At 43.2% G+C, this 25,647-nt stretch carries 17 protein-coding genes and 1 rRNA gene; 14 read left to right on the forward strand and 4 right to left on the reverse strand.

The genetic code is table 11. From position 1 onward, the window contains the following. A 16S ribosomal RNA gene (locus NBH16_RS18020) occupies nt 1-215 on the reverse strand; the annotation flags it as partial. A gap of 883 nt (nt 216-1,098) precedes the next feature. Here NBH16_RS18020 and NBH16_RS18025 point away from each other — a divergent pair. From NBH16_RS18025 to NBH16_RS18080, 12 genes are all read left to right on the forward strand, one after another. After that, entirely contained in the window at nt 1,099-1,635 is a 537-nt protein-coding gene (locus NBH16_RS18025; RefSeq protein ID WP_250788927.1) for a Pvc16 family protein, read from the forward strand. Between the two features lie 90 nt (nt 1,636-1,725). Beyond that, entirely contained in the window at nt 1,726-2,481 is a 756-nt protein-coding gene (locus tag NBH16_RS18030) for a hypothetical protein (RefSeq protein ID WP_158532589.1), read from the forward strand. A gap of 19 nt (nt 2,482-2,500) precedes the next feature. Continuing rightward, nucleotides 2,501-4,009: a phage tail sheath family protein gene (locus tag NBH16_RS18035; RefSeq protein ID WP_005867035.1), complete on the forward strand. Its 1,509-nt coding sequence runs from the start codon at nt 2,501-2,503 to the stop codon at nt 4,007-4,009. A 37-nt stretch (nt 4,010-4,046) separates the two neighbouring features. Then, on the forward strand, nt 4,047-4,499 hold the full coding sequence (locus NBH16_RS18040; RefSeq protein ID WP_005861441.1) for a phage tail protein: 453 nt from the start codon (nt 4,047-4,049) through the stop codon (nt 4,497-4,499). Continuing rightward, nucleotides 4,499-5,002 carry a phage tail protein gene (locus tag NBH16_RS18045; RefSeq protein ID WP_005861439.1) on the forward strand — a complete coding sequence of 168 codons (504 nt, stop codon included), beginning with the start codon at nt 4,499-4,501 and terminating at the stop codon, nt 5,000-5,002. Before NBH16_RS18040 ends, NBH16_RS18045 begins: the two co-directional genes overlap by 1 nt. 161 nt (nt 5,003-5,163) lie before the next feature. Then, nucleotides 5,164-5,820, forward strand: coding sequence for a CIS tube protein (locus tag NBH16_RS18050; RefSeq protein ID WP_005867031.1), 657 nt, complete (start codon nt 5,164-5,166; stop codon nt 5,818-5,820). A 5-nt stretch (nt 5,821-5,825) separates the two neighbouring features. Further along, nucleotides 5,826-7,583 carry a type VI secretion system tip protein VgrG gene (gene vgrG, locus NBH16_RS18055; protein WP_250788928.1) on the forward strand — a complete coding sequence of 586 codons (1,758 nt, stop codon included), beginning with the start codon at nt 5,826-5,828 and terminating at the stop codon, nt 7,581-7,583. Between the two features lie 90 nt (nt 7,584-7,673). Further along, nucleotides 7,674-8,000, forward strand: coding sequence for a GPW/gp25 family protein (locus NBH16_RS18060; RefSeq protein ID WP_228002619.1), 327 nt, complete (start codon nt 7,674-7,676; stop codon nt 7,998-8,000). Next, nucleotides 7,997-11,368 (forward strand): baseplate J/gp47 family protein, encoded by a 3,372-nt coding sequence (locus NBH16_RS18065; RefSeq protein ID WP_250788929.1) that lies wholly within the window; start codon nt 7,997-7,999, stop codon nt 11,366-11,368. The genes NBH16_RS18060 and NBH16_RS18065 overlap by 4 nt, the downstream gene beginning before the upstream one ends. Before the next feature lie 63 nt (nt 11,369-11,431). Continuing rightward, the gene (locus tag NBH16_RS18070) at nt 11,432-12,121 is read left to right on the forward strand and encodes a hypothetical protein (protein ID WP_226766670.1); all 690 of its coding nucleotides are present in this window, start codon (nt 11,432-11,434) and stop codon (nt 12,119-12,121) included. A 2-nt stretch (nt 12,122-12,123) separates the two neighbouring features. After that, nucleotides 12,124-13,842, forward strand: a complete 1,719-nt coding sequence (locus NBH16_RS18075) for a hypothetical protein (RefSeq protein WP_250788930.1) — start codon at nt 12,124-12,126, stop codon at nt 13,840-13,842. Nucleotides 13,843-13,852: 10 nt separating this feature from the next. Beyond that, entirely contained in the window at nt 13,853-15,976 is a 2,124-nt protein-coding gene (locus tag NBH16_RS18080) for a hypothetical protein (protein WP_250788931.1), read from the forward strand. 1 nt (nt 15,977) lies between these two features. On the opposite strand, the gene NBH16_RS18085 is transcribed toward NBH16_RS18080, so the two are convergent. Genes NBH16_RS18085 through NBH16_RS18095 form a run of 3 tightly spaced genes read right to left on the reverse strand, consistent with a single transcriptional unit; the run spans nt 15,978 to nt 21,019 of the window. Continuing rightward, nucleotides 15,978-17,285: an ATP-binding protein gene (locus NBH16_RS18085; RefSeq protein WP_121773669.1), complete on the reverse strand. Its 1,308-nt coding sequence runs from the start codon at nt 17,283-17,285 to the stop codon at nt 15,978-15,980. Further along, complete coding sequence (locus NBH16_RS18090; protein ID WP_121773670.1) at nt 17,282-17,869, reverse strand: eCIS core domain-containing protein; 588 nt, start codon at nt 17,867-17,869, stop codon at nt 17,282-17,284. Before NBH16_RS18090 ends, NBH16_RS18085 begins: the two co-directional genes overlap by 4 nt. A 21-nt stretch (nt 17,870-17,890) precedes the next feature. Next, complete coding sequence (locus NBH16_RS18095) at nt 17,891-21,019, reverse strand: contractile injection system tape measure protein (RefSeq protein ID WP_250788932.1); 3,129 nt, start codon at nt 21,017-21,019, stop codon at nt 17,891-17,893. 410 nt (nt 21,020-21,429) lie between these two features. Between NBH16_RS18095 and NBH16_RS18100 the strand changes: the two genes are divergently transcribed. Then, nucleotides 21,430-22,722: a 3-keto-disaccharide hydrolase gene (locus tag NBH16_RS18100; protein ID WP_250788933.1), complete on the forward strand. Its 1,293-nt coding sequence runs from the start codon at nt 21,430-21,432 to the stop codon at nt 22,720-22,722. Nucleotides 22,723-22,826: 104 nt separating this feature from the next. Then, nucleotides 22,827-25,643: an NPCBM/NEW2 domain-containing protein gene (locus tag NBH16_RS18105; protein WP_250788934.1), complete on the forward strand. Its 2,817-nt coding sequence runs from the start codon at nt 22,827-22,829 to the stop codon at nt 25,641-25,643. The last annotated feature ends 4 nt before the right edge of the window (nt 25,644-25,647 follow it).

Genomic DNA, 25,647 nt, shown 5'->3' on the forward strand with positions numbered 1-25,647 from the left:
AATCTTTAGCAAATATCCCCATGCGGGGCCCCTGCTTCATGCGGTATTAGTCCGACTTTCGCCGGGTTATCCCCCTCTGATAGGTAAGTTGCATACGCGTTACTCACCCGTGCGCCGGTCGCCACCCGGTATTGCTACCTGTGCTGCCCCTCGACTTGCATGTGTTAAGCCTGTCGCTAGCGTTCATCCTGAGCCAGGATCAAACTCTTCGTTGTTTAAATTATTTTATTATCCTCGCTCCGGAATCCGTTATTGTAGTCCAAAGTCATACTTCTTTGACGGTATCAATCCGGAAAATTAATTTTCCTATACTTGTACTACTTGTTGAATTATGTAAATCTCTCAAAGAACTCTTTTGTCGCTTTCGTTTTGCGAACGTGGATGCAAAGATAAGGACTTTTATTTTAAACCTCCAAATTATTTCGGAACTTTTTTTCTAAAAGTTTGTTTCATCATTTTGGACCGGCGTTCTCTCTCGAATGCGGGTGCAAAAGTAGTGCTATAAAACATAACTACCAAACATTTTCAGTATTATTTTTCAAGTTTTTTTCAAGACTTAACAAGTTATATAATGTACGTGTGATAAAGCCATACTACTCGATTCTCACCCTATTGGAGACATCCTGTTATAGAGACATAGCATGCCGCACTTCTACATGGAGGTATATTATGATTTATTGAGTGGCGATGTGATAATTTTCCATACAATAAGTGCGTGAATGATACAAAAACATAAATCACTGAACATTAACAGTTTAAAAGCACGATTATGTTTTACCGGAAAGTCGTACATGTTTATGAGAAAAGTCGTACGTGTTTTCAAAAAAAGTCGTACGTGTTTTTCCGAAGTCACATAATAGAAAATAAGAGTAGATAAAAAATACACAATAAGCATAGCCCAATCTCAGGATCAACATTTCTTTCAATCTTTTTCAGGAAACCGCCAAGACGTAATTATCTATGATAATCAAAAAACGATTTTAATTCTTATCACGAATCGAAACGAAGGTAATTTGCTAGAAAGAATTCAGACAATGAAATTATAAAGCTGAAAAACAAATTTATTCCTTACCTTTAGCACAAATAAAGCAAAAGACCATGATACACGTATTAATAAACACACTCGCAGAGAAAATGAACGAATTTCTTTCCAGCTATTATGAACGGGCAGAAATTATAGTGGAAGCCGGAAGTATTGATGCGACTCCAAATGAGGATCAATCGGATAAAATCATACTTTCTATCGTGAATATAGAGCGAGAGACAGCAATGGGAATCTCTGCCCCCTATAGGAACACAAAAAATAACACATTCCAACAAACATCTCCACCATGGTACTTGAATATATATATTATGGTTGCCGCTGTTTTTTCATCTAAAAGATACTTAGAATCTATACAAATATTATCGGATTCAATCTCCTTCTTACAACAAAATTCCATTCTTAAATTACCAGACCAAGGTACCATAACGCTCGAACCCGTAACAATTAGTATGCAAGAGCTCAGCAATATATGGAGTATATTAGGAGGGCATTATTATCCATCAATCCTATGTAAAGCACGAATCATATCTTTTGACGGAACAGAAATCAAGGATATAAAACAACGAATATCAAGTCAAAAAACAAATTAGAAATAATGTTATCAAACATATAGCATTTAATATCATGCCATATTCTTTTTATCTACTTTTGGAATATTATAACTATAAAACAAACCAATGATGAAATTTGACTTTTTAATTAACATTATATTTAGCCATGAATATTATAATGAATGTATTCCTTCTGAAATCTTCGAGATAGAACCCAGGAGAACGAATAGAGTCGTATTAGGAGGACCTAAATATCCTTTTAGGCAAACGGGTCGAAATCAATATGCACTAATTGGAGATCGAGAAGAGCTTCTTGATCACCTTTCAACCTCCCCGGATGGTCTCAACCTTGAGTTTCAAGCACATTCAAAAGATCCGAATTTTTTACTGTATACACAATCCCTGCTACCGGAAGAGCTAAATGATTCAGATATACAATTAAGTGTTATCGATAACCGACTGAATCGGCTCAATGTGATCATTCATGTTACCAAAGAATTATTAAAAACGAAATGCCCAATACAGAAAGAAATCCATTATCACACAAAAGAAGCCTATTGGGATTTTATCTTGATACCTCGTAATCCAGAAAATGCGTCAATGGATATTTTTATGGAGGATAATGGACCGGAAAATATTAGCTTCAAGAATCCCGAGCAAATCCGTTTCATGAATAAGGACATTTTTCGTATCAGCACAGAATATCCGATAAAGATTAAGGAAGAGTCTTATTACCAAAGAAGATCAGATATCACGATTTACGAGAAAAGAGAATATGCTAAAAGAATGCTATTAAGGCATGTTCCTGTTCCCTCTTTGGGACGTTTCCTTATAAAGGAATTACAATCTACCGAGAATTCTATTATACAAATTCTTTATATCTAAATCCTTAAAAAAATAACGTATGGCACAAATGAAAACCCCTGGCGTTTATATCATAGAGAAAAACGCTTTTCCTAATTCAGTCGTAGAAGTCGCTACCGCCATCCCTGCCTTTATCGGGCATACCCAATTCGCACGGGACGGTAACAAGGATTTGACCGGTATCCCTTTCCGTATATCTTCTATGGCTGAGTTCCATTCGTTCTTCGGTTTCGCTCCCACCTTGCGATTCGGAATTCGTCCGGAAGATTCCGAGAGTGAGGACACCACCAATGACATAAACGTATTATTCCCCGACGGAAGTTGCCAGCTTACTTTGCCAAAAACGTTCTATGCTTTATATTATAATATGTTGTTGTTCTACGCTAACGGTGGAGGACCGTGCTATATCGTCTCCGTAGGAGATTATGAGCATGACTTTAAAAGCATAGACTTTACAAATGCGCTCTTAGCCTTAAAAAAAGAACAGGAGCCCACGTTGGTCGTCGTTCCGGAAGCCGTATATATGGAGGAAGGCGATTGTTACAAAGTTCAAACTGCCGCTTTGATGCACTGTGGTAACGATATGAAAAATCGCTTTGCCATATTAGATGTTTTCAACGGATACAAAGATGAAAACGGTGCGGTTATCAAAAGTTTCCGGGAAAATATAGGTAGCAATTTCCTTGCGTACTGTGCCTCCTATTATCCATGGATAAATACATCTATCGTCACCGAGAAAGATATCACTTTTTATAATATAGAAAAGGATAGTTTAGAGAAATTGGAGGAACTGATCTTGAACGAATTCTCAAAGAAGTCCGGTGTAACGAATGAGGCTGTCAATGAACTTATGGACAAGTTCAAGCTTTTGCTTACCATGAAAGAGGACGAGGCGGAACGTTTCCATACCTTATTATACCAAGTCAGTTCCGTATACCGCTCCATTTTGAGAGAGATTCGCTTGAGGATCAATTTACTTCCGCCTTCAGCTTCGATGGCCGGTCTTTATACTATGGTAGATAACACCCGGGGAGTATGGAAAGCCCCTGCGAATATTTCCATCAATAACGTAGTCACACCCGCACTCTCGATCACAAATGCCGAGCAAGAAGATCTGAACGTACCGATGAACGGAAAAGCCGTAAACGCAATCCGTAGCTTTCCCGGTGAAGGAATCAAGGTTTGGGGTGCTCGCACGATGGATGGTAACTCGTTAGACTGGCGTTATATTAACGTAAGGCGTACGATGATCTTCCTAGAGGAATCGATCAAGAACGCCGCCCGTGCCTATGTATTCGAACCGAATGTAGCAAATACATGGGTAAATATGCGTAGTATGATAGACGGATTCTTACGGGGCGTATGGAAACGAGGTGGATTAGCAGGAACTTCCCCCGAAGACGCATATAGCATTCATATCGGATTGGGAGACACGATGACTCCCGAGGATATTCTGGAAGGTATCCTCAGGATATCCGTATTCGTGGCTATTACCAGACCTGCGGAATTTATCGAGATCACATTCCAACAACAAATGCAAAAAAGCTGATAATTTAAGAATTAAAACCTATTAAAGAAATACGAATATGGCAGGAGAAGCACAAGATAATGTATGGCCGTTACCCAGTTTTTATTTTAAGGTAGAATTAGGTAGCCTCGGGGAAATCGCTTTTAAAGAGGTATCTGGTCTGGATATGGAAGCCCAAGTAATTGAGTACCGACATGGTAATAGCCCGGTTTTCTCAAATATCAAGATGCCGGGACTGAAGAAGACGAGCAATGTCAGTCTAAAGAAAGGGGTTTTCAAAGCGGATAACAAATTATTCGATTGGTTTAACAAGATAAAAATGAACACAATACAGCGAGAAGATGTAACAATCAGCTTACTGGATGAAGCAGGAAGCCCTACGATGGTTTGGAAATTATCGAACGCATGGCCGACTAAGGTTACCGGTGTCAGCTTAAAATCCGATGGAAACGAGGCCGCCATCGAAACCTTAGATTTAGCGCATGAAGGATTGACCATAGAAAACGCTTAATGCTAAGGTTTGATCATATTGTCCCTCCTCCGGTAGCGTTTTATTTCAACGTGACTTTCGAAGGATTGATCGAGACCTCTTTCCAAGAGGTCTCGGGACTACAACTTGAAATGGAGACGGAAACGATTAAAGAAGGGGGAGAAAACAGTTTCAGCTATCAGGTGCCTACCCGACGAAAGCACGGTAACCTTGTGTTGAAACGTTCTTTAATGCCTTTGCCTCATGTGCTAGAGACATATGTGGTTAAAGTATTGGAAAATAATGGAAGTGCCCAGATCGTTCCCGTCAATTTAACTATATCATTGCTGGATGCCGGGCATTTTCCCCTAAATAATTGGTCTGTGCTCAATGCTTACCCTGTAAAATGGGACATTAGCGCATTGAATTCCCAAAAGAATGAGTTGGTGATTGAAACATTGGAGATGGCTTATACTAATTTGATCCGTATGTCGATAAGAGATACAGAAGATACGAAAAAAGAACAATTTAAGCAATGGCTATAACTATAAAAGAAATCCAAGTGTCCGCAAAAGTGACACAACAGAAAAAGGAACCCGACCTCCCTCTCTCCCGTGATTTGATACAACAAATCAAAGAGGAGATAATTCGTGAGGCCAAGAAAGATTTGTCTAACCTTTTTTCTTGTAGAAAGGAGCGATAAAACATGAACCAAAAGTTGATCATCGAGGCATATAAATCAATTGAATACAAAGGTGGCGAGAAATTGGGTAATATCACCGTCCAAATCAATCCGGATAGCTATAAGTTAAGCAAATCTACCTCCTATAAGAAAGACGAAAGCATAAAAGAGGATAAGCAACTACCGGAGTATAAACACACCAACCCCTCCACTCTCTCTTTTGATATACACTTCGATGGTACCGGTATTATCCCGACGGGGAAAAAAACCGTGACAGAAAGGATCAAGGATTTGGAGAATATCATTTTTCTACCTAGCGCGGAGATCGATCCACCCAGCCCTTGCTTCCTTAAAGTAATTTGGGGGAGTCTCATTTTCAAGGGGAGATTAACCAGCCTAAATTGGGATTACACCTTATTCTCGCCCAATGGCAATCCTTTACGAGCTAAAGGCTCCTTGTCACTAACAGAGGCGATTAGTAGTAGAGAGACACAAGCAAAAAAGAAAAATCAAAAAGCTGAGGGTAAATTCGTTACTTTTAAACAAGGAGACAGTCTAATCGGGTTATGCGCAAAAGAATATAAAAATTCTGGTTACGCTCCAATGATTGCCTCCATTAATAACCTAATCAGCTTTAGAGATATAAAACCCGGAACTCAATTATGGTTCCCTAAAATATAATGAATATGGATAATTCATTTATAATCAAACTATTCCTAAATGGTAAAGATGTAACGGAGCAATACTCCGTAATCAATGCAAAAATATACAGAGCATGTAATAAGATCGATAAAGCAACGATCTCCATCAGCGCTGATATTATCGACAACAGCCAATTTGAAATACCAGACAACAAAATATTCAATCCGGGTACGGAGCTTAAGTTTCAAGCGGGTCCAACAGATAAGGTCAGCACCTTATTTGAGGGATGCGTTACAACCCATCAGTTAAAAATCAATAGCGAACAACAAACTCTATTTGTTTTAGAATGTAGGGGGTTCGCATATCCTGCAACCTTTGGACGTAAAAATAATGTATATGAAAATAGTAAAGATGATGCCGTTATCAAGAAGATTCTGGGACAATACGGGCTTTCTGCCAAAGTAGATAGTACCGGTATAGAAATTCCACAACTGGTACAATATTATTGTACAGATTGGGATTTTGTACTCACACGAGCACAAAATAACGGATTAGTCGTTATCACTGACGGTAAACAAGTCAAGGTATGTAAACCGAATGTATCTGCCTCCCCGGTCTTAATCATCACCTATGGAGATAATTTAATCGCTTTCGATGGTTCTATATCCGCTTCCGAGCAATACACAGATACAAAAGCCTGCGCTTGGGACGTGAGCCGTCAACAAATTATCAAAGCCACCGCCAGCAAACCTTCTCTCAATGCCCAAGGCGATATCGCCGCAAAGGATCTATCCGGTCTGGCAAATGAAGTGATGCTTTATCAAACCAACGCTCCCATCGGCGACGCTTCTTTACATGCTTGGGCCGATGCGCAAGCTTTATGGAGCGGTCTGGCACGTTTTCAAGGCTCCATCACAATTTACGGGAATGCGTCTATTATTCCGGGCTGTATTATCAAATTAGAAGGATTAAGCAAACATTATAGTGGAAACGCATTTGTTCAATCAGTAGAACATACACTACAAGGAGGCGAATGGAAGACACAAGTCTATATGGGTTTCAATCCGGTAGTCATTACCGAAGAGCCCGATGTAGTGGCTCCCGCAGCTAGTGGTTTCTTGCCCGGCATACGAGGATTACAAATAGGGATCGTTAAAAAGATCGGAGATAATAAAGATTTCGAGAATTTTATATTAGTCGATATACCCTTGTTACAATGTGAGAAGACGGAGATATGGGCTCGGCCGGTCAGTCCGTACGCAAGCAATGGGGTCGGCATGTTATTTCTACCGGAAGTCGATGATGAGGTAGTCCTGCAATTCATCAATGAGGACCCCTGCCACCCTGTGATTATCGGAAGTTTGTACAGTCGCAAACGAAAAACGCCGGTTTCTTTAGATCCAAAAAATAATTTAAAGACAATTGTTACAAAAAACCAGTTGAAAATTACTTTGGACGATGATAAAAAGATTATCACAATAGGGACTCCCGGAGAGAACACGCTCATATTGGATGATGACAAAAAGCAAATTCTGTTATCCGATGCTAATAAGAACAAGGTCTGTATGGATAAAAACGGAATTATGGTAGAATCCGGCAAAGATCTCATATTTAAGGCAAGAGGGAATGTCAAGACAGAAGGAATGGGTATCGAATCCAAGTCTAAGCAAGATACCAAGATAAATGGCTTGAATATCGAGGTTTCCGCACAAATGGGAGTTAAAGTAAAAGGGTCTGCCACCGCCGAAATATCCGCATCCGGCCAAACCGTTGTAAAAGGAGGCGTTGTAATGATTAATTAAATCGAATGATTTATGCAGAACAAAAATAGTTTTTTAGGTAAAGGATGGGCATTCCCCCCAGAATTCAGCCATAATGATAATCCCACCCGCATGTCTAATTATGAAGAAGACATCCGGCAAAGCTTGATCATCCTTCTCTCCACTCGCACAGGGGAGCGAATACATCGTCCGGATTACGGTACGGAACTATATCGTTATCAGTTTGAACAATTAGATCTTACCATGGAGACCATGATTAAAAGCGCTATCGAGAAAGCTGTTCTCTTATACGAGCCTAGAGTCTCGCTTGATCGCATAGAAATTAATAAGGCTTCGATTCAAGATGGCATTCTGATTATCGAACTTTATTATACGATACGTATGAATAATGTCCAACAAGAATTGACCTATCCTATCTATTTTGATTCTAACCGATGAATAAACAATGGAATAAAGATGGATTGACAAGAAAAAAATTGGAGAATGATTTCCGGATACATGAGCCTTTTCAAGTACTCGAGAAAAATCTCTCCAATTTATTGGCTCGTGCCTTTTCGAAATCATCCTTTTTATATCATTACCAATCCTTAGCCATACTCAATGAGATCAAGCAAACAGATACAATTGGGATCGAACAGAGTTTCATTTTGTGGCAAAATGAGAACTCACCGGAAAGTAACAGAGAAATCACCTATCTAAGAAACGCTCTATACCATAAGTTCTCTGATTGGTATCAAAGATTGAATCATCGGATCTTTAGAGATTCCATGTCCGATTTATTTCTGGATATGGAGAAATATAACCAGAGACTTCAGCTAATAACCCTATCCAATCCTAAAACGGTTCGTAGAAGTCTCTACCTATTATTACGTATCCTCCGTAATTTACAAAACAAACGGGAGATTTACATCCAAGAAATCGCTAAAAGCGGAGAGACCGATCCCTCATTAGCTGTTTTAATCGCTTTCTTGAAAAACTATCAATATCTGGTAGATCAGTTCAATAAACGCTGGGAAGCTTATCCGTTATTTTATGTCAACCAAATATTGAAGGAATCTCCCCAAAAAGCGATTATTCCTTCCGCTTGGTTTATCGCCGTGAAGAATAATACCGCACGGCAAGCCCAGTTACCCAAAGGTACAGGTATTATAACACAGGTACCATTTCCTGCGCAAGATATCCAATTTTGTTATCGTACGGACGAAGATTATTCGGTCAATGACATGAAAATAACGAGTATACATTCGTTACTATTGGAAAAAGATCCGAAAAAATATCCAGCGAGCCGATTAGGCTTCGTTACGTCCATCTGGCAAAAACAGTTGAATGACAGGATCGGAAACGTTCCTTCTAAGAAGCCCAATCTGGACTCAGAGCTAATCTTTGAGAACCAATCCTCTATACAAGCCGGACTGATGATCGAATCTCCCATGTTATTACTTCGGGAAGGACATCGGGATATACATATCACATTCGGATTAGAAGAAGACTCCATATCATATTTCAAAGAATTAATCGCTACCACGGAACAATCTTCCCACGAAACCGGGCGTGTATTAAACGACGCTTTCCTATTGGAGTTAAGCACAGAGAAAGGTTGGGCCCCGATATACGCCTACACCTTGACATTCATCAACGAAAACTCCTTTTATCTGAAATTCGTCCTTAATGAGAAATTCGACCCTACAACACCTTGCTCTGAAGCTCATGGTTGCCAAACACGGAACCCAGTGCTCCGTATATTGATGAACACGGATGCTTGGTTATTCCCCTACTCTTGGGTACACCGTATTTTTATTACTAGCTTAAAGATAAAGGTACATGTATCCGGCATGTCATCCTTGAAAATCTATAATCCTCTGGGAGAAGTAGACGCAAGCGTACATTTCCCTTTATTCGGGTTAGAAGCTCAAAAAGGCTCATGGTTCGCATTCGGTAATTATGAGATAGCGATCAAGCCTATCCAATCCATGGGTATTACTTTGCAATGGGCGGATCTACCTTATTCGGAAGGAGGTTTCTATGATTTGTATCAAGCATATAAGACACCTATCGATAATACCACCTTCAAAGTTGAATGGGAAAAACTAACAGACCAGAAATGGGTAAAATTACCGGGAAGTACATCTTGTCTCTTCAATACGAAAAACAAGCATACTTCCCCTAGGGGAAAGCTCTCGGAGTACAGCGAGATCGTTTACGATAAACCATTCAAAAACATTACGGTCTCCACGGAAGAAGAGCAATATCAATATACGAAAACCCAGCAAGGCTTCTTCAGGATTAGACTCACAGATCCGAACGGCGGATTCGGGCAGACGGAGTACCGGATGCTCTTTGCGGATATCATGATAAGAAACAGCCATACCCGTAAACAGATCCCGGTGCCCAAACCTCCTTACAACCCTATGATTGAAAGTATAGGTATCGGTTATAGCGCCGAGGAAGAATACTTTTTCAATGGCGATACCCCAAGAGATAGATGCCGTATCTATCATATCCATCCATTGAGGCAAAAGGAATTACATGAAATCGATCTACGTCATCCGTTCCCAATGGTGGAAGTTCCCACAGAAGATGGGATTATTCTATTCGGTATTGGTAACTCGATCGGTAACGACCAGATCCGTTTATTCTTCGAGATGGCTGCCTTGAAACGGGAAATCGGAAAAGAATATCTTCCTTGCGTACAATGGTCTTTCTTCAACGGCAAGCAATGGGAGTTTATCAAACCGGGTAATTTACTTTCCGATACAACCGGGAATCTGTTGAATACAGGTTTGGTAGACATCCTACTTCCCTCACCTATTAGCGAGGAAATGCTAGACATAAATGGAGATTTCTGGCTTTCGGCAAAAGTATCTTGCCACACGCAAAATTGTTCATCCATACGAAATGTCTATCTAAACCCAGTGAAAGCCCGGTTAGAAATCCCCGAAGAAATGGAAGCCCTGATCAGTGAGGAACTCGAAAGCTTCACGGGACTCGTTTCTTTCGAGAAAAGTATGCCGGGACTTACGGATATTTACCAGATCATACCCGCTAAAGGAGGACGTTCGCCGGAAACGCCAGAGGATATGCGGCTCCGGATCACCCAAGAGATGTCCCATCGGAACCGGGCTGTATTGCCTAGGGATTACGAGCAAATAACATTGGCTCAGTTCCCCGAAGTCGAAAAAGTACTTTGCTTGCCCGGAATAGACAGTAAAGCTCAAAACAGGAGCCCGATCGTAACATTGGTCGTGATGCAAAAGGAGAAAGATAAAAAGATCTTGCCTTTATGCGAACATAGGCTACTCATGCGAATCGAAGATTATATAGGTGACAAGACAAGTCCGTTCATTACCGTTGACGCTATCACTCCGGTCTACGAGGAAGTAACCGTTTGCTGTAACCTCCGGATAAAGCCCGGATATCCCGTAGGAGATATACTCCGCCAGACAGAGGCACGCATTAATAATTGTATCGCGCCTTGGCGAGATAAGGAAGAGATCCCGGTATTTGGGCTTTCGTTCTCATCGACAGATCTTTATAACTCCATACGAGAGTGTGAAGCCATCGTGGACATTGATATATTAAGCGTAGCGCATGTCGTATATACGGCAAAAGACCAACAAAAGAGCTATTATCTAAACCGCTACCCGGAAGAGGCAAGGCAAAATTTCAACGTTAGCCCTTCCCAACCTTGGTGCATATTAGTTCCTTCTGATAGGCATTTGCTATATATTGACCAAAAAGACGAACTACTGGAACAACTCGGACTCGGATATTTAGGAGTTGGAAGTAATTTTATTATTAACAAATAAAACAAACCGGATATGCCTCGTACAAACAGAAATACACTAAAAGAATACTTTAAGCGCGGAAGTATGCCCAACCAAAAGCATTTCTACGAATTAATCGATTCCATGGTCAATATTTCCGACGACGGGATCGATAAAAATCCGGATGATGGCTTACGGTTAGCTCCTTCCAAGGAAAACAGTCCCGTCATCAGCTTATTCACGAACATACAAGACAATATTCCAGAGTGGAAAATATACCTAGGTAACAATAGCCAACTCCATATCATACGTCAAGGGCAAGATGAACCGATACTATCGCTTCATCCAAACGGTCGCATCGAGATGAACCAACCCGGTATGGATATACGTATCAACGGCAGTCTTTCCGCAACCCGCTTCGACGGTGCGATACGGGGTAAATTTCCCGCAGATGGCGAATGGCATACCCTGCAAATACCAACGGAAGGATGTCGTGCCTACCGCATCATGGCTGGATGCGGTAAGTTAAAAAGCGGACAATACGCATTAGTGGAAGCCACGGCTATCCATTGTTACGGAAAACATCGAAAAATCCGTACGAATCAATCCTGGTTCGGTTCCTTTTTTAACAAGATCAAATTCCGTTGGTACGGCCCCGGACAAAAATGCAAGTTGCAAATACGTAGCGGACGGGATTATGGAGACAACATCTTTGTTTGTTTCCAGATAACCGATTTATGGAAAGATTACCGGATGGACGCCTCCGACCGGAGAAACACCTTTAATCAAGAATAGCCATGGATGATCTGCCCAACCTGCAAGAGCTAAAAAAGGAGGAATCCATATTCGATAGCCTCCAAAAGAATGCCTTGGAAACAATCCGGAAGCTTTCAGGGCAACTGTGGACAGACCATGCCCCGCACGACCCGGGAATCACGACTCTGGACATCTTAAATTACGCCTTAAGCGAATTGGATTACCAAATGAGTTTCCCATTAGAACAATATCTCACCGGATCGGATAATCGTTTCAATCCGGAGGATTACGGCTTGTTCAGTCCTGAACGGGTTTCCGGGATGGCCCCTGTGACACCCAAAGATTACCGAGACCATTTTTTAGATCAATTAGATAACACTGACTTCTTAGTTAACTTATCGGACATACAAATCCATCCCTATAGATCCAATGATCAGATCTGTCACGGATGGTTCGACATATTTATAGAACTCTCGTCCTTTATCTCAGAAGATCAACACAAACAGGAAGAAAAGAAAATCAAGGAAAAGATTAAGAAACTATATCACGCAAACCGGAATTTAGGTGAACACCTACACGCAATCCATTTCGTAAGAAGGAAACCTTTATTACTCATTGGAAATATCGATATAGACGGTAGTATCTCTCCGGAAAAAACCTTGATCGCCATTTATACGGAGGCGATTCAATTATTCGCACCGGGAAGTCATTATACAGGTAGCGCACTTCCCATATACAAGCTTTTCAAAGGGATCAAGCAGATACAAGGGGTTCTATCGATACACTCTTTGGAATTTCAAGGTTTTGAAGAGGGTGAATACGCCTATACATTGGCATTATCTTCCCCTGAGCAAATCAAGATACGACTTTACCAAAACCAACAAGCGGTAGAGATTAATGCCACAAAAGTATTGAATCGTTTGCATTCGCGGAATAATATCAACCATGCAATACGAGAACAGAAAAAACAAGCCAAATCGATCCTCATGGACAGTCGCCATATTCATCTGAATGATTATAGCGTCACAAATGATTTCCCAATTTGCTACAAGGACTCGTTTACCGATTCATTCAAGGCATATCTTTCTATATTCGACCATCTCTTTTCGGAGGGACATGAAGAAATGAATCATCTAAAAGATTGGATGGCCTTAAATATGGAAACACCCGGTTCCGCTTCTATGGAACAAAACAAAGATCTGCTATTGGATACGTTGGATAAAATCTACGGCGAAAATAGCAACCAGCCTTTTCTCCGCTACTCCAATAAAGAGATAAACCGTCAACGAAGAGTCCGGTTCCTGCGACAACTACCGGAACTTATCCGGGACCGGTATCTGGGCTGTAATCTATTCGACGCAGACTCCCTTTCCGGATTGGAAAGATATCTCTATTCCATACTCGGATGGGAAGATGCGGAAGAGCAAATTTTCATTCTGGAAAACATACTCCTGCATTCACCGAAGGCGACTGATCATTCAGTCCCCTCCCGGGAATTTACCTTAACGGCAATCCTCTCGCAAACAGAACGTACGCAGCAACGGCCGGATTTTCAGCTTCGTCTTGAAGAATTCTTGCGAGAGAAGATACCGGCACATCTACGATTCACGGTTCATTGGCTTCCTCCGAAAGAGCTAGCCCTATTTGTCAAGGACTATAAGGCATGGAGAAAAGCTTGGGCCGATAATGACGACAAAGAGATTGGCCGCACTGGAGAAGTCTTAAAGAATAATCTGATACGAATAAATATCGAACTTTAAATTTACCCTTATGTCAACCAGATATCGAACTACCTACCACGGCATTTTATTGGGCTTATTGCTTCATGTAATCATGGCACAAGCCGTTAACGCCCAAAGAAGTCTCTCGGAGCGATTGGATTATTTCCGGAGTTTAGGAGAGCGGAACGAGTTAGAACTGGAAGAGATTCGTACCCCGATCGTCTCTTACCAGACTCTTATGGACTCGATCACCCAGCGTATCTTAACGGAACAATGCGGTTATATCGTTTATCCCGCTGAATTGGGGAATGCTTTCACTTTCGTAACAAACCCGGACGCAAACCAAGCGATCTCACGTTTGGGTTATTTACAGTCCCCAAGTTCTTTATTACCCGATCATGTAGAGCAATGCGCATATACACCTTGGCTGTTCGGAAACGAGTTATTAACCGCATCCAAGAATAAAGCCAATGCGGATCCTCTCTGCCGCTTCTTCGATGAAAAGCTTGGCCCAGTCAAAGTAACGCAAGCTTTGTGGTATTATTTCAATAAAAGAGAACCGGAAAAGATCTTGCCTCCCCCTACCGTCGAGAATATGTATTTCTTCAAAGGTAAAACCGGAGATCTGGATAATATGCAATCGTTGCTCAACTCCGATAAACAAGGCTATATCATTTGTCCCGTATGGACAGAAGATGTTACAGGTGTTCTGGACAACCCGGACGAGAATCCTTCTATCAGAGGAAGCGGAACGATTGAGTTTTTCATCAAGGAAGCCCCTCTTTCCATCGCTCTCAACATTACGCCCTGGGAAGAAGACGCCATCGGATACAGGGAAACCGGCTTCATCCCATTCGTCTACGACACCACTTACACGCAGGCCGTAAAGAACTGGTTGCTATCCGTGCGTGAACTGCGCCCCTACACGGTTCGTACGTTCTTCTGTTATTTCGATAAACGTAGCAAAGAAGAGATCGCCGCACAAAAGAAAAAGGGAAATTGCAGTATTCCCGTATTCAAGGTAGATGGCGCATCATCGGAAATCGAACGCCTATCCGAACGTCTAAGCCAATACAACCAACGAGCTTTTCCGATCGTACCGTATTGGCTGCAATCCGTATATGAGCAATTACCGGCAAACCTTATCCGGAAATTCAGCCGAATGGAATATCTAGGGTATGTAGTGGATACAGAAAGCAGGCAACCTAGCCAAGTAAGCGACTGGCAACAACAGGAGTGCTTGATAGATATGCCCGTTTATTCGGATACACCCGTCGATTTACTAGTCCTATTCCGAAACTCAAAAGCAACGAATGATTTCTTAAGATCGAAAGAATCCCAGATGGCTCTTTTAAATAACTTATTCACAAAGGGTACCGGTACGATCAACCGAAACCCGTCTCTCCGGAAACTCAACGGATTGACTCTTTACTTCCCTGATTTCGATTTTAAACTGGAGAACCGGAGAGAACTTGTACAATTCGTGAAGTCCACTAGTTTCGTAATCGATTCTTTTTGCGTGGATGGTAATAAAATATATAAAAACTACGATCTAAATGTCATATTCCCTATCAAGGAGAAAAAGCACATCGGTTATCTATCTATTCTATTGAAATACCAATTGGTAGACCGCCTTTGTTTCGTCGATTACGATGAAATGGGCGTTCCCGTAACTACTTGCGAAAATCGAGAGAATAAGCAAGAACCAGTACTCAAGATGGTCATGTATGAGGAAGAATGCGAGGTATCCTTACTAGATAATCTTTTCAACTCTTTATTCTATTTGCTAAATCCTTTTCCGCAAGGCGAGCAACTCACCAGTTGCTCCGATGATCTGGCGCAACTGGCAAATACGGAATTCTCCAACCCGATGCTTATTTATTTCGTATTGGGTGATATATTCCTATTTCTCATACTATTAATCCTAATCACCCTGTATATGACATCCAGTAAGTTCTACATGTTGGCACAACATTATAAGCGATATGTCTTGCCTCTATTACTGGTATTCATATCCGAGATCGTATTGGTATTATACCTAATCACCAATATCGTATCCTCACGGGAAACTTTCGACATATGGACTCAAATGATACTGTTGGCGCTCCCACTCTTCTTTTTTCTCTTAATCATCGTACCGATCGGGCACCGGGAAAGAGAGCCGTTGCCTTAAATCACCACCGGCCCTCTTTATTCAATTCCCGGCGGATCGCCATAGATAAGATATCGGAATCTAGCCGGGGAGTGTCTTGCTTTAGCAACCGAAGGGCACAACGCCTGATCACATTCGAGATGGAGCCACCCGATAACTCATAAGTAGCTGCCATACGGATCATCTTGTCCGCATCCGCAGGTAGCCAAGAAGAGGGAAGCATTCTACGCCATAATTCCTCACGTAAGTCTTGATCCGGCATCGGGAAATAGATAATAGACTGGAAACGACGGGAGAAAGCTTCATCAATATTACTCTTTAAGTTTGTGGCTAAAACAACGGTTCCCGAGAAATCCTCGATCCGTTGCAGCAAATAAGCGATCTCTTGATTCGAATGGCGATCATTAGAAGTGTTCGTTGAGGTTCGTTTACCGAATAAGGCATCCGCCTCATCGAAAAAGAGAATCCAATTTCGGTTTTCCGCTTGGTCGAATACATTCGCAAGGTTCTTTTCAGTCTCGCCGATATATTTGGAGACAATCATGGAAAGATCGATACGATATACATCCATCCCGTTCTTCTTGCCGATCAAGGTCGCGCAAAGCGTCTTACCCGTTCCCGGCGGGCCATAAAACAAAGTGCGGTAACCGGCCTTCAAAAAACGACTCAATCCCCAGTCCGAAAGGATGACCCGATGCCCCGTAATCCAATTATTTATCTCCTCCAACTCCTCACGCACATAATAAGGCAATACGGCATCTTCCCAATTCAAAGCCGTACTAATCCGTTTGGCCGGAAAACCCATATTATAGTCCGGCTTATATTCTCCCTCAAAAGATAAACGGTACAAGAAATCCTCCGATATACGCAGTTGTCCGCTCAAGAACGGTTCACCATTCCCGGCTCCTTCCAAGCCAACGACGTGATACATATGGAACCAATGCTCCTCACGAAATAGACGAACCACTTCCAGACGGCGTTCCACACGATCGCCCGCCAACAGGAAAACGGCCGTCTCGCCCGTTGGCAAGAATCCTCCGTGCGATAGTCCTTTCCAACCGCCAAATTCCGTATAAGGACGGTCAAAATTCTTATTATGCACAAAAAAAATATCCAACATCTGCGGAGAAAGATGAGGCATTAAGGCCAACATCAACACCATCCACTCGTCGAAAGTAGGATCGACCTGTTCCGGCAACAACGCCTTCCAAAGCGGTCCTGCCTTCGGGAGTGGGATATCATAGACGGAAGATAAATCGCACTCCTGCCGGAAATACAAACGAATGGAGACATCCAATACCCGCTGGAACCAATCGATCCACTCGTTCATAAGACAGAAGCAGCTTTAGCACCCATCACATCCGCCTCGTGTTCCAAGGATAAATCATCGTTAACGGCCATTCCACCTACCTCGGTAGTAGGCTGCACACGTCCCTCGGCTTGCTGGATGACGTGTGTCAACTCATGTCCCAATAGCTGCTGCCCGGCAGACGTATCCGGTTTGAATTGCCCCGGGGCGAAATGGATATCCGTACCTTGCGTATATGCCAAAGCCCCAACCTCCGGCGCTTTCGATGAATCCGGGTGTACACGTACCGAGGAGAAATCCGTCCCGAAGGAAGACTCCATGCCTTGGATTACATGATCCGGAATCCCTGTCTGGTTCTTCGTTTGCCGTTGGGCCACAAATTTTCCTTGAAGAAGCTCATCCTCATCTTCCACATCCCGCTGAACGGCGAACTTACCTTGCAGCAAATCATCCTCATCCATTGCGTCACATTGCATAGTTTCCACCATTTTAGCCTGCAAGGCAGATTGTACCCGGTTATCTTCTATCAATTGTGTTGATTCACCTTTACGGTTTTGAAAGACCCGCGAAGGTCCTTCTTGAATCTGTATCCGATCCGCATTCATAATGTTATCTTTTAATGTTATTTACCGCCACTTTACTCTAAGTATTTTTTCCATCCATGGAGTTTTAATGAACCTGAAGTTCCAAGCAATCGAATCTAATAAGACGTCAAAAGCTCTCTCCTCGACCGTTAGCGTCCAATTATTCTTCTCCATCTTTAACACTCCCTTTCTCCGGATAAAAGTACTTTGAAGACCTTCCCAGCTCGTATTCCTCATCTTATCCCAATTCATAAGTACCGCTTTCTTCAATTGCTCTATCATCTCTAATTCATTCTCAGTTAAATCACACGAGCGAGGAAGCGGTTCCGGACTATCATAGCCCGTCAAGACTTTGTTTAAGAATAATTCTGGCTCCGGGATTTCCTTCTCATCCGTTACAAAACGTTGAGACGCAAAAATGGCCTTCACTTGGCATTCTCTCGATTTAAAGCCACGTCTGTCATCACTCAAGTAGCCTAACCTATGAAAAAGTATTGGCAGATAGACGGCTATGATCGTCAAGCCCGCATTGTTAATAGACACGCCATGATCTTCTAACTGGCCATTCAAAACATCCATATCCATATTATTTTTAAGTTGATATATAAAAACTGACAATTCAGATAAATTAGTTGTATGTCGACATATAAAAGTCTCTATCTTATGCAATTCCTCCTCTGACACAGACTCCCTCAAATGCTGCCAAAAGAGGAACAACAATCCATCTTTGGAGTAATTCCGGTAAACGTTGCCGGAAAGAGCCTGTAACCACCCCAACCAAAGGTTCTCTTCCAACCCGAAGCTATTGAGACGAAACAAGCGGATTACCTCCTCGACAAGTAAGCGCAAAGCGGGAGTTGCCCCTGTATATAATTCCTCCAATAATTCCATCTTTTGGGAATTGGACGGATAGATAGCGGGAAAAGCAGTACGGATGGGAAGCTCGGGCGCTTTCCCCGGTTTCGTGCCCAGTAAAGCATCCATGGTACGTGTAAACGCATCCATATTCTCCAACATACACTCATGCAATAACAAGCGCAGCCGAGCAGCATCTCCAAATGTACGATTCTCTTTTACATTCGTAAGGTATTGGATCAAGGATACCTGATTCGGAAAAGCCAGACCGTATTCACGGATGACAAGCAGTAATAAGGAAGCGAAGATACGAGCGGCCTCTATCGGTTCTTCCACCCTTATTCCAGATGAAGGAATATCCTTCAATTGCCGTAATTGGTCCAGTAATATTTTCGAGTTCGTCTTCTCCAAACCACTCACGTACTCGAATAGATCGCCCAGCGGTTCATCGGAACGGCCCGTGATTATAAATTGTCCCAACCGATACGCTTTCCTCTCCTCATTCAACCAAACAGAGAATAAAAGCTCGGGAGATTCCTTATCCATATCCTCGTACAGCAGGTCTATTATCTCACGTAACTCTTCCGGAACCCACGGATATTCCCCATGTGTTCCCTCATGAAAATAGGAGATCAACTCCCGCACCGTGATATTATAATGAGCAGAGAACTGTCCCAACACCGAACGTACGAATTGTTTCCGGCTAAAAGCGGTTAATGGCCCGCTAAACAGTACCAGAAAAATAAACTCCCATTTCAACAGCCGGAACTCGCCGCCCACCCTTCCTTCCAAACGCCCTTGCTCTTTCCCCTTATCCAGCGTCTGCGCATACCGGATAATGAAATGGCTTTCCACCGGAACGATTTGCCTAACCACCGAATAGATTTGCTCCTCGCGCAAGGAACGGATAAAGCGACGGCACAAACCGGAATTAGACAACCGATCTTTCAAATCTTCCGGGTAATAAACGGATATATCGGCGGGAGAATCATCGAGAGCATTCAAGTACAAAGCAATGATCAATTCCCGAACGGCTGGATAAGCCGTTAGCAGCCCACTTGCCAAGGTACGGTAAAAATATCCCAATAACTCCATTACCGTCAGATTGTAATGCGCCGCCAACTCCTTTAACACGGAGAAGGCGAACTGATGGCGGGAAAATACGCTTCCCCCCCTACCGAGAATAACCTCGAAGATAAACACCCATTTCAGTATCCTGAAATCATTCCCGGCTTTCCCTTCGAGCATACCCAATTCCTTCTCCTTATCCAACGCTCTCGCATAGTCAATGACAAACGGACTCTCCGCAGGGATCACCTGTTCCACGATCTGGTAAATCTGTTCCTCATTATACCCGGATAAGAAAGTCAAGCTCTTCTCCCGCCGCACGAGCAAAGCCTTCAATTCTTCCAGAGAAAAAAGAGAGAGATTTTTAGTGAATTCCTTTTCCGATAATGTCTCTAGCCGGATATCCTTCAAGAGCGACAATAACTCGGGCATGAACAAGCGGGTAGAGGCGAACTTATCTAAATCATACGTCAGCATCCCCAGTAAATCCACAAAAGAAATGGAATAATAGCCGGATAATTCCCGCAGCGTGTACGTCACCATTTGTTTCCGGTTGAAATAGCCTTGATCCTGAGATAATAAATATCCCCATAGGATTATCCAGATGGCGTTTCTGTAATCATTCTTCCCTATCTCCGGACGCTTTATCTCGGGATAAGAGTCTTGCAAGAAACGGGCATAAGCGTTTATAAACGAGCTTTCCGAGGGTGCCACCACATGTACCAAACGTTCTTGATAGATATCATCCAATTGAAAGACCAGACGTTTACGAATGGTAAGCGCCTTTCCCTTCTCACGCAGGAAATGACTTAATTCTATCCGGGATATTCGTACTAATTTATCTAGAAGTTCCGGTAAGGTGAGCCTCTCCTCTTCCAGCCAAGGCCAATATCCGTGCGACATATAATAGGTAAATACTTCCAGCCAAGATTGCTTGATGGGAACAACAGCGATTCGGTCGGGATGCTCTTCCTTACTTCGCAAATAAGAAGCGAAAGTCTCGTCCAGTCTCTCTGCCAGTCTACGGGGGAATTGCTCATAGAATTCATCTTCTTCTAGCTCACCTAGATCCAAGTCTAAACTCTCGATCCGGATCAACTCATCTTCCGTATCATAACGGCTTAAAATCTCATCCACGATCCCTTCTAAAGAGGTTCGGTTAAAGGTATCCCAACGACCATATAAATCATGAACGAAAGGTTCTCGATCCGCAACTAAATCTAGTTTTAAGGTGCCTATTGTTATCATATGGTTTGCAGGGTATTTCAGTCTTTATTAGATGCATGCAATATCTATATTATTCTTCGATTAAACAAGTATTATCCAGATTCTTTTCCACAAAAACATATAAAAGTTGATTGTGCCAGAATAAAACTTATGCGTACCTATAGGTAAGCCTGATCGGTACCTATTCTATTCTTAAATTATCGCCACTGATTTTACAATCAGCGGCGGCATTTGTATATTCAGCGGCTGTGAATATAAATTCAGCGCCGCCAAATTAAGAAATAGAGCTTATTCGACAAAGAATATATAGGCTCTTGGAGAAGTATTTCGTAGGGAGAGAAGCGTTTTTCCTCCAACAGAGAGAGATATCAAAGATATTTACGTAAATTTGCCATTCAGTTACAATTTATCAACCTAAATTCTTTATTTACATGGAATCTGTAATGAAAAAAACAGCCGCCACAAGCTTGTTAGCCTCTTGTGCGGTATCGCTGGCCTTGTTTTCCTCTTGTGCCAGTCAAGAACAAAACACACTTACTCCCGAGGAAATCGCCGACGGATGGGTTCTGCTTTTTGATGGAAAGACATTGGATGGTTGGAAAGATTACAACGGGACTACATTGACACAGCCTTGGCATGTAGTGGATGGTTGTATACAAGCCAAAGGAGATGGCAGCGACGCTAGTGGCTACATCGTAACCGATAAAGAGTATGAGAACTTCGAGCTTTCTTGGGACTGGAAATTGTCCAAGGGTGGCAATAGCGGTATGTTGTACCATGTGGTAGAGCGTCCCCAATTCGCTGTTCCTTACGTAACGGGGCCGGAGTATCAATTGATCGACGAGCCGAACTTCCCGGACCCATTGGAAGAGTGGCAGAAATTAGGTGTGGATTACGCGATGCATTTGCCGGATAAATCCAAGATGAAGGTGAATCCGCAAGGCGAATGGAACAACTCCAAGATCGTATTCGATAATGGACATGTGGAACATTGGTTGAACGGACAAAAGATCCTAGAGTTCGAGGCATGGACAGACGATTGGCACGCTAAGAAAAATAGCGGCAAATGGGCCAACGCGCCGGAATACGGATTGGCGAAAAAAGGTGTGCTTTGCTTGCAAGATCATGGTTATCCCGCATCTTTCCGTAACTTGAAGATCAAAGAACTTCCTCGTAAGGCCGGTAAGGAAGTGAACTTGTTCAACGGCGTGGATTTGACGGGATGGGAACCATACGGTACGGAGAAATGGTACGTAAAAGACGGTTTATTGGTTTGCGAAAGTGGTCCCGATAAGCAATACGGTTATCTCGCTACCCGTGATTATTATGATGATTTTGATCTGACCGTAGAGTTTAAGCAAGAGGCTGACGGAAACTCCGGCGTATTCATCCGCTCTTTCGTTGAGGAAGGCGTGAAAGTAAACGGCTGGCAGGTAGAAGTAGCTCCGAAGGGTCACGATACAGGTGGTATCTATGAGTCGTACGGACGTGGCTGGTTGGTTCAGATTCCGGATGAGAAAGAGAATATCTTGAAAGAAGGCGATTGGAACACGATGCGTATCAAAGTACAAGGCGATAACGTACAGACTTGGCTGAACGGACAGGAAATGGTAAACTTGAATGATGAGAAGATCGGAGCGAGTAAAGGCCGCATCGCCCTTCAGATTCACGACGGTGGAGGCATCAAGGTTCTTTGGCGAAATTTAAAACTTACGACATTATAATAGAACGAAGCTAGATTATAAACCAAATAAGGTGTTTCAAAAGAAGTCTTTTTGAAGCACCTTATTTTTATCATTGATAACACCCTCTTTTATCACTGGATTTTATGAATAAACTTATCTTTACAGCTATCCTTTCGGGATTTGCCGGCCTCTACGCCATGGGCCAGAACGAGATCCGGCTTATGGACATGGACCTAAATAAATCCTACCAAACTTACGGTGGCGCCGTCAAAGGGAAATCAGTTACCAACGAGCCCGCCTCTATACAAGGAAAAACGTATGATGACGTGATCGGGGTACAAGCCAAAAGTCATATCAAGATCGATTTACACAAGAATGCGTCACGCTTTCAAGCGCAGGTCGGGATCGCCGACTCACATATCGATTATACGGATAAAAGCCTCACGGTTATCCCTTTTGTTGACGGAACGAAAATGTATTTCGATACCCGAAAAAACGCCAAGACATTTGTTGGTCTAGAAGGTAAAGACGGAAAAGTACATCCGGGCTCGGCCTTATTTATCTTGAAAGGAGATGACAAGGAGCTTTATAACAGCGGTATCGTCAAACTTGGCGATGCCCCGAAAACAATCGATATCCCCCTAAATGGCATAAAGATATTGGATCTTATTGTAGAGCCTACCGACGATGGACCTAGCGGAGATCATGCCTTATGGATCACGCCCCAAATAGAGTATATGGAGATCATCCCCTCGATCGTCTCCACGAGCTATCAAGGGAAAGGGCCGGAAGTATCATCCGGTACGGAGAAGAAATTACTTGATAAAATCAAGCAATTACCCCAACAAGGGCTTCCTTTGGAAAACACCTCTTTCGACTGGCTTTTACAACCCTCACGATCAAAAGCCGGCATATATGCGACTCCAGATGGCAAAAGCATCTTATTGTCAAACGGAATGGTAGCACGTATGTTCCGTGTCTTGCCCAATCTTTCCACTCTCGATATCTTTAACCGGATGACCGGAGAAAGTATGCTTCGTGCCGTAAGTAGCGAAGGTAGTTTGACGATTGACGGGAAACGTTGGGAACTTGGCGGGCTGACCGGCCAGCCCGAGCGCGGATACTTCCAGATGGAATGGGTCGAGCAGATGACTACCCGCCCCGGTTCTTTTCTCATTGAGGATTTCCGCATAGAGGAGCTGCAGGAAGATATCAAATGGGCCAGAAGCCGCTGGGCACTGAATAAGGAGGTGCCCACAGGGAAAAGACTGACTTTCGTATTAAAAGGAGAGAAAGAAACAGAAGGTGTCACCGTAGAACTCCATTACGACTTATACGATCATATCCCGGTTATCCGGAAAAGTATGGAGGTTACCAACAATACCCCGCAGTCCATAAATATCGATGCCTTTCAATTGGAATATCTGGCATTCGCCGAACCGGAGTCGCCCGGCGGTGGAGATCCCTCCAAATTCAGGCTCCCGAACATACATATAGAAAGCGATTATGCTTGTGGCGGAGAGTTTACCGAGCGGGAAACCGATATCACGGAGAAATGGGTAGCCGATCCGGAATATACCTCCCAACGCAATTATCCTTTGCTCACGCCTTGCATATTAGACGTATCGCCTAAGCTAGGTCCCGATTATACCCTAGCGGCGGGCCAGGAGTTCAAGTCCTTCAGCGTATACGAGATGCCGTTCGACAGCGATGACCGGGAACGGAAGGGCTTGTTCAAACGACGCTTTCATTATACGGTAGCTCCATGGGCTACGGAGAATCCGATCTTCATGCACCTTACCTCTTCCGATCCGGATGTTATTCGTACCGCTATCGATCAATGCGCTACCGTGGGCTACGAGATGGTGATCATCAGCTTCGGGTCTGGATTGAACGCAGAAGATATCTCGGAAGAAAATATCTCCAAATACAAATCCTTGGTGAATTACGCCCGCGACAAAGGTGTAGAGTTAGGATGTTACTCCCTCTTATCAAGCCGTTGGATCAGCGACGAGGTGGATGTTATCAATCCCAAGACGGGCAAACGGGGAGGCATGCGTTTCGGTAGCGCTCCCTGCCTGTGCAGCGATTGGGGATATGAGTATTTCCATCATATACGAACCTTCTTCGAGCGTACGGGCATGCGTTGCTTCGAGCACGACGGCTCCTATCCCGGCGACGTATGCGCCTCCACCCACCATACCTATCATAAAGGGCTGGAAGATTCCCAATGGAATCAGTTCCATAAGATAACCGATCTCTATCGTTGGATGTGCGAGAATGGCATTTATATCAATGTTCCCGATTTCTATTTTTTGAACGGGTCTACCAAGACAGGCATTGGTTACCGTGAAGCCAACTGGTCGCTTCCCCGGGACCGGCAGATCATCCATGCCCGCCAATTGAATTATGATGGTACATGGGATCGGATGGCTTCGGCATGCTGGAGCTTCGTTCCTCTCGTGGAGTATCAAGGAGGAGGAGAGGCCGCCACCTTGGAGCCCCTCCACGAACACTTGTTCGAATACAAAACACATATGATGCAAAATTACGGAGCTGGTGTCCAAGCTTGCTATCGAGGGCCACGCCTATATGATACCCCGGAAACCCAAGCGGCCGTAACCGAGGTTATTCAATGGTATAAGAAATACCGCGATATACTCAACAGCGATATGATCCACTTACGCCGGCCGAACGCACGAGACTGGGACGGGTTCATACACGTCAATCCTCACAAGAAGGAGAAAGGTCTAGCCATGTTCTTCAATCCGACCCATCAAGAGATCACCCGTACGATCCATATTCCACTCTATTATACCGGCCTGACACAAACAGCCCGCATCCGGGAAAAAGAGCAAAAGCCTGTCACCTACAAACTGAACCGGGACTATACGGTGGAGCTTACGGTTAAAATCCCTGCCAACGGATATACTTGGTATGTGGTTGAAGCAGCCGATTAGAACT

It is taken from the genome of Parabacteroides sp. Y3-G-102 (assembly GCF_023656845.1).
Lineage (GTDB): Bacteria > Bacteroidota > Bacteroidia > Bacteroidales > Tannerellaceae > Parabacteroides > Parabacteroides distasonis.

Coding starts and splice junctions, on each gene's coding strand:
- NBH16_RS18025 (WP_250788927.1), top strand. CDS start 1,099: ATGATACACGTATTAATAAACACACTCGCAGAGAAAATGAACGAATTT.
- NBH16_RS18030 (WP_158532589.1), top strand. CDS start 1,726: ATGAAATTTGACTTTTTAATTAACATTATATTTAGCCATGAATATTAT.
- NBH16_RS18035 (WP_005867035.1), top strand. CDS start 2,501: ATGGCACAAATGAAAACCCCTGGCGTTTATATCATAGAGAAAAACGCT.
- NBH16_RS18040 (WP_005861441.1), top strand. CDS start 4,047: ATGGCAGGAGAAGCACAAGATAATGTATGGCCGTTACCCAGTTTTTAT.
- NBH16_RS18045 (WP_005861439.1), top strand. CDS start 4,499: ATGCTAAGGTTTGATCATATTGTCCCTCCTCCGGTAGCGTTTTATTTC.
- NBH16_RS18050 (WP_005867031.1), top strand. CDS start 5,164: ATGAACCAAAAGTTGATCATCGAGGCATATAAATCAATTGAATACAAA.
- vgrG (WP_250788928.1), top strand. CDS start 5,826: ATGGATAATTCATTTATAATCAAACTATTCCTAAATGGTAAAGATGTA.
- NBH16_RS18060 (WP_228002619.1), top strand. CDS start 7,674: ATGTCTAATTATGAAGAAGACATCCGGCAAAGCTTGATCATCCTTCTC.
- NBH16_RS18065 (WP_250788929.1), top strand. CDS start 7,997: ATGAATAAACAATGGAATAAAGATGGATTGACAAGAAAAAAATTGGAG.
- NBH16_RS18070 (WP_226766670.1), top strand. CDS start 11,432: ATGCCCAACCAAAAGCATTTCTACGAATTAATCGATTCCATGGTCAAT.
- NBH16_RS18075 (WP_250788930.1), top strand. CDS start 12,124: ATGGATGATCTGCCCAACCTGCAAGAGCTAAAAAAGGAGGAATCCATA.
- NBH16_RS18080 (WP_250788931.1), top strand. CDS start 13,853: ATGTCAACCAGATATCGAACTACCTACCACGGCATTTTATTGGGCTTA.
- NBH16_RS18085 (WP_121773669.1), bottom strand. CDS start 17,285: ATGAACGAGTGGATCGATTGGTTCCAGCGGGTATTGGATGTCTCCATT.
- NBH16_RS18090 (WP_121773670.1), bottom strand. CDS start 17,869: ATGAATGCGGATCGGATACAGATTCAAGAAGGACCTTCGCGGGTCTTT.
- NBH16_RS18095 (WP_250788932.1), bottom strand. CDS start 21,019: ATGATAACAATAGGCACCTTAAAACTAGATTTAGTTGCGGATCGAGAA.
- NBH16_RS18100 (WP_250788933.1), top strand. CDS start 21,430: ATGGAATCTGTAATGAAAAAAACAGCCGCCACAAGCTTGTTAGCCTCT.
- NBH16_RS18105 (WP_250788934.1), top strand. CDS start 22,827: ATGAATAAACTTATCTTTACAGCTATCCTTTCGGGATTTGCCGGCCTC.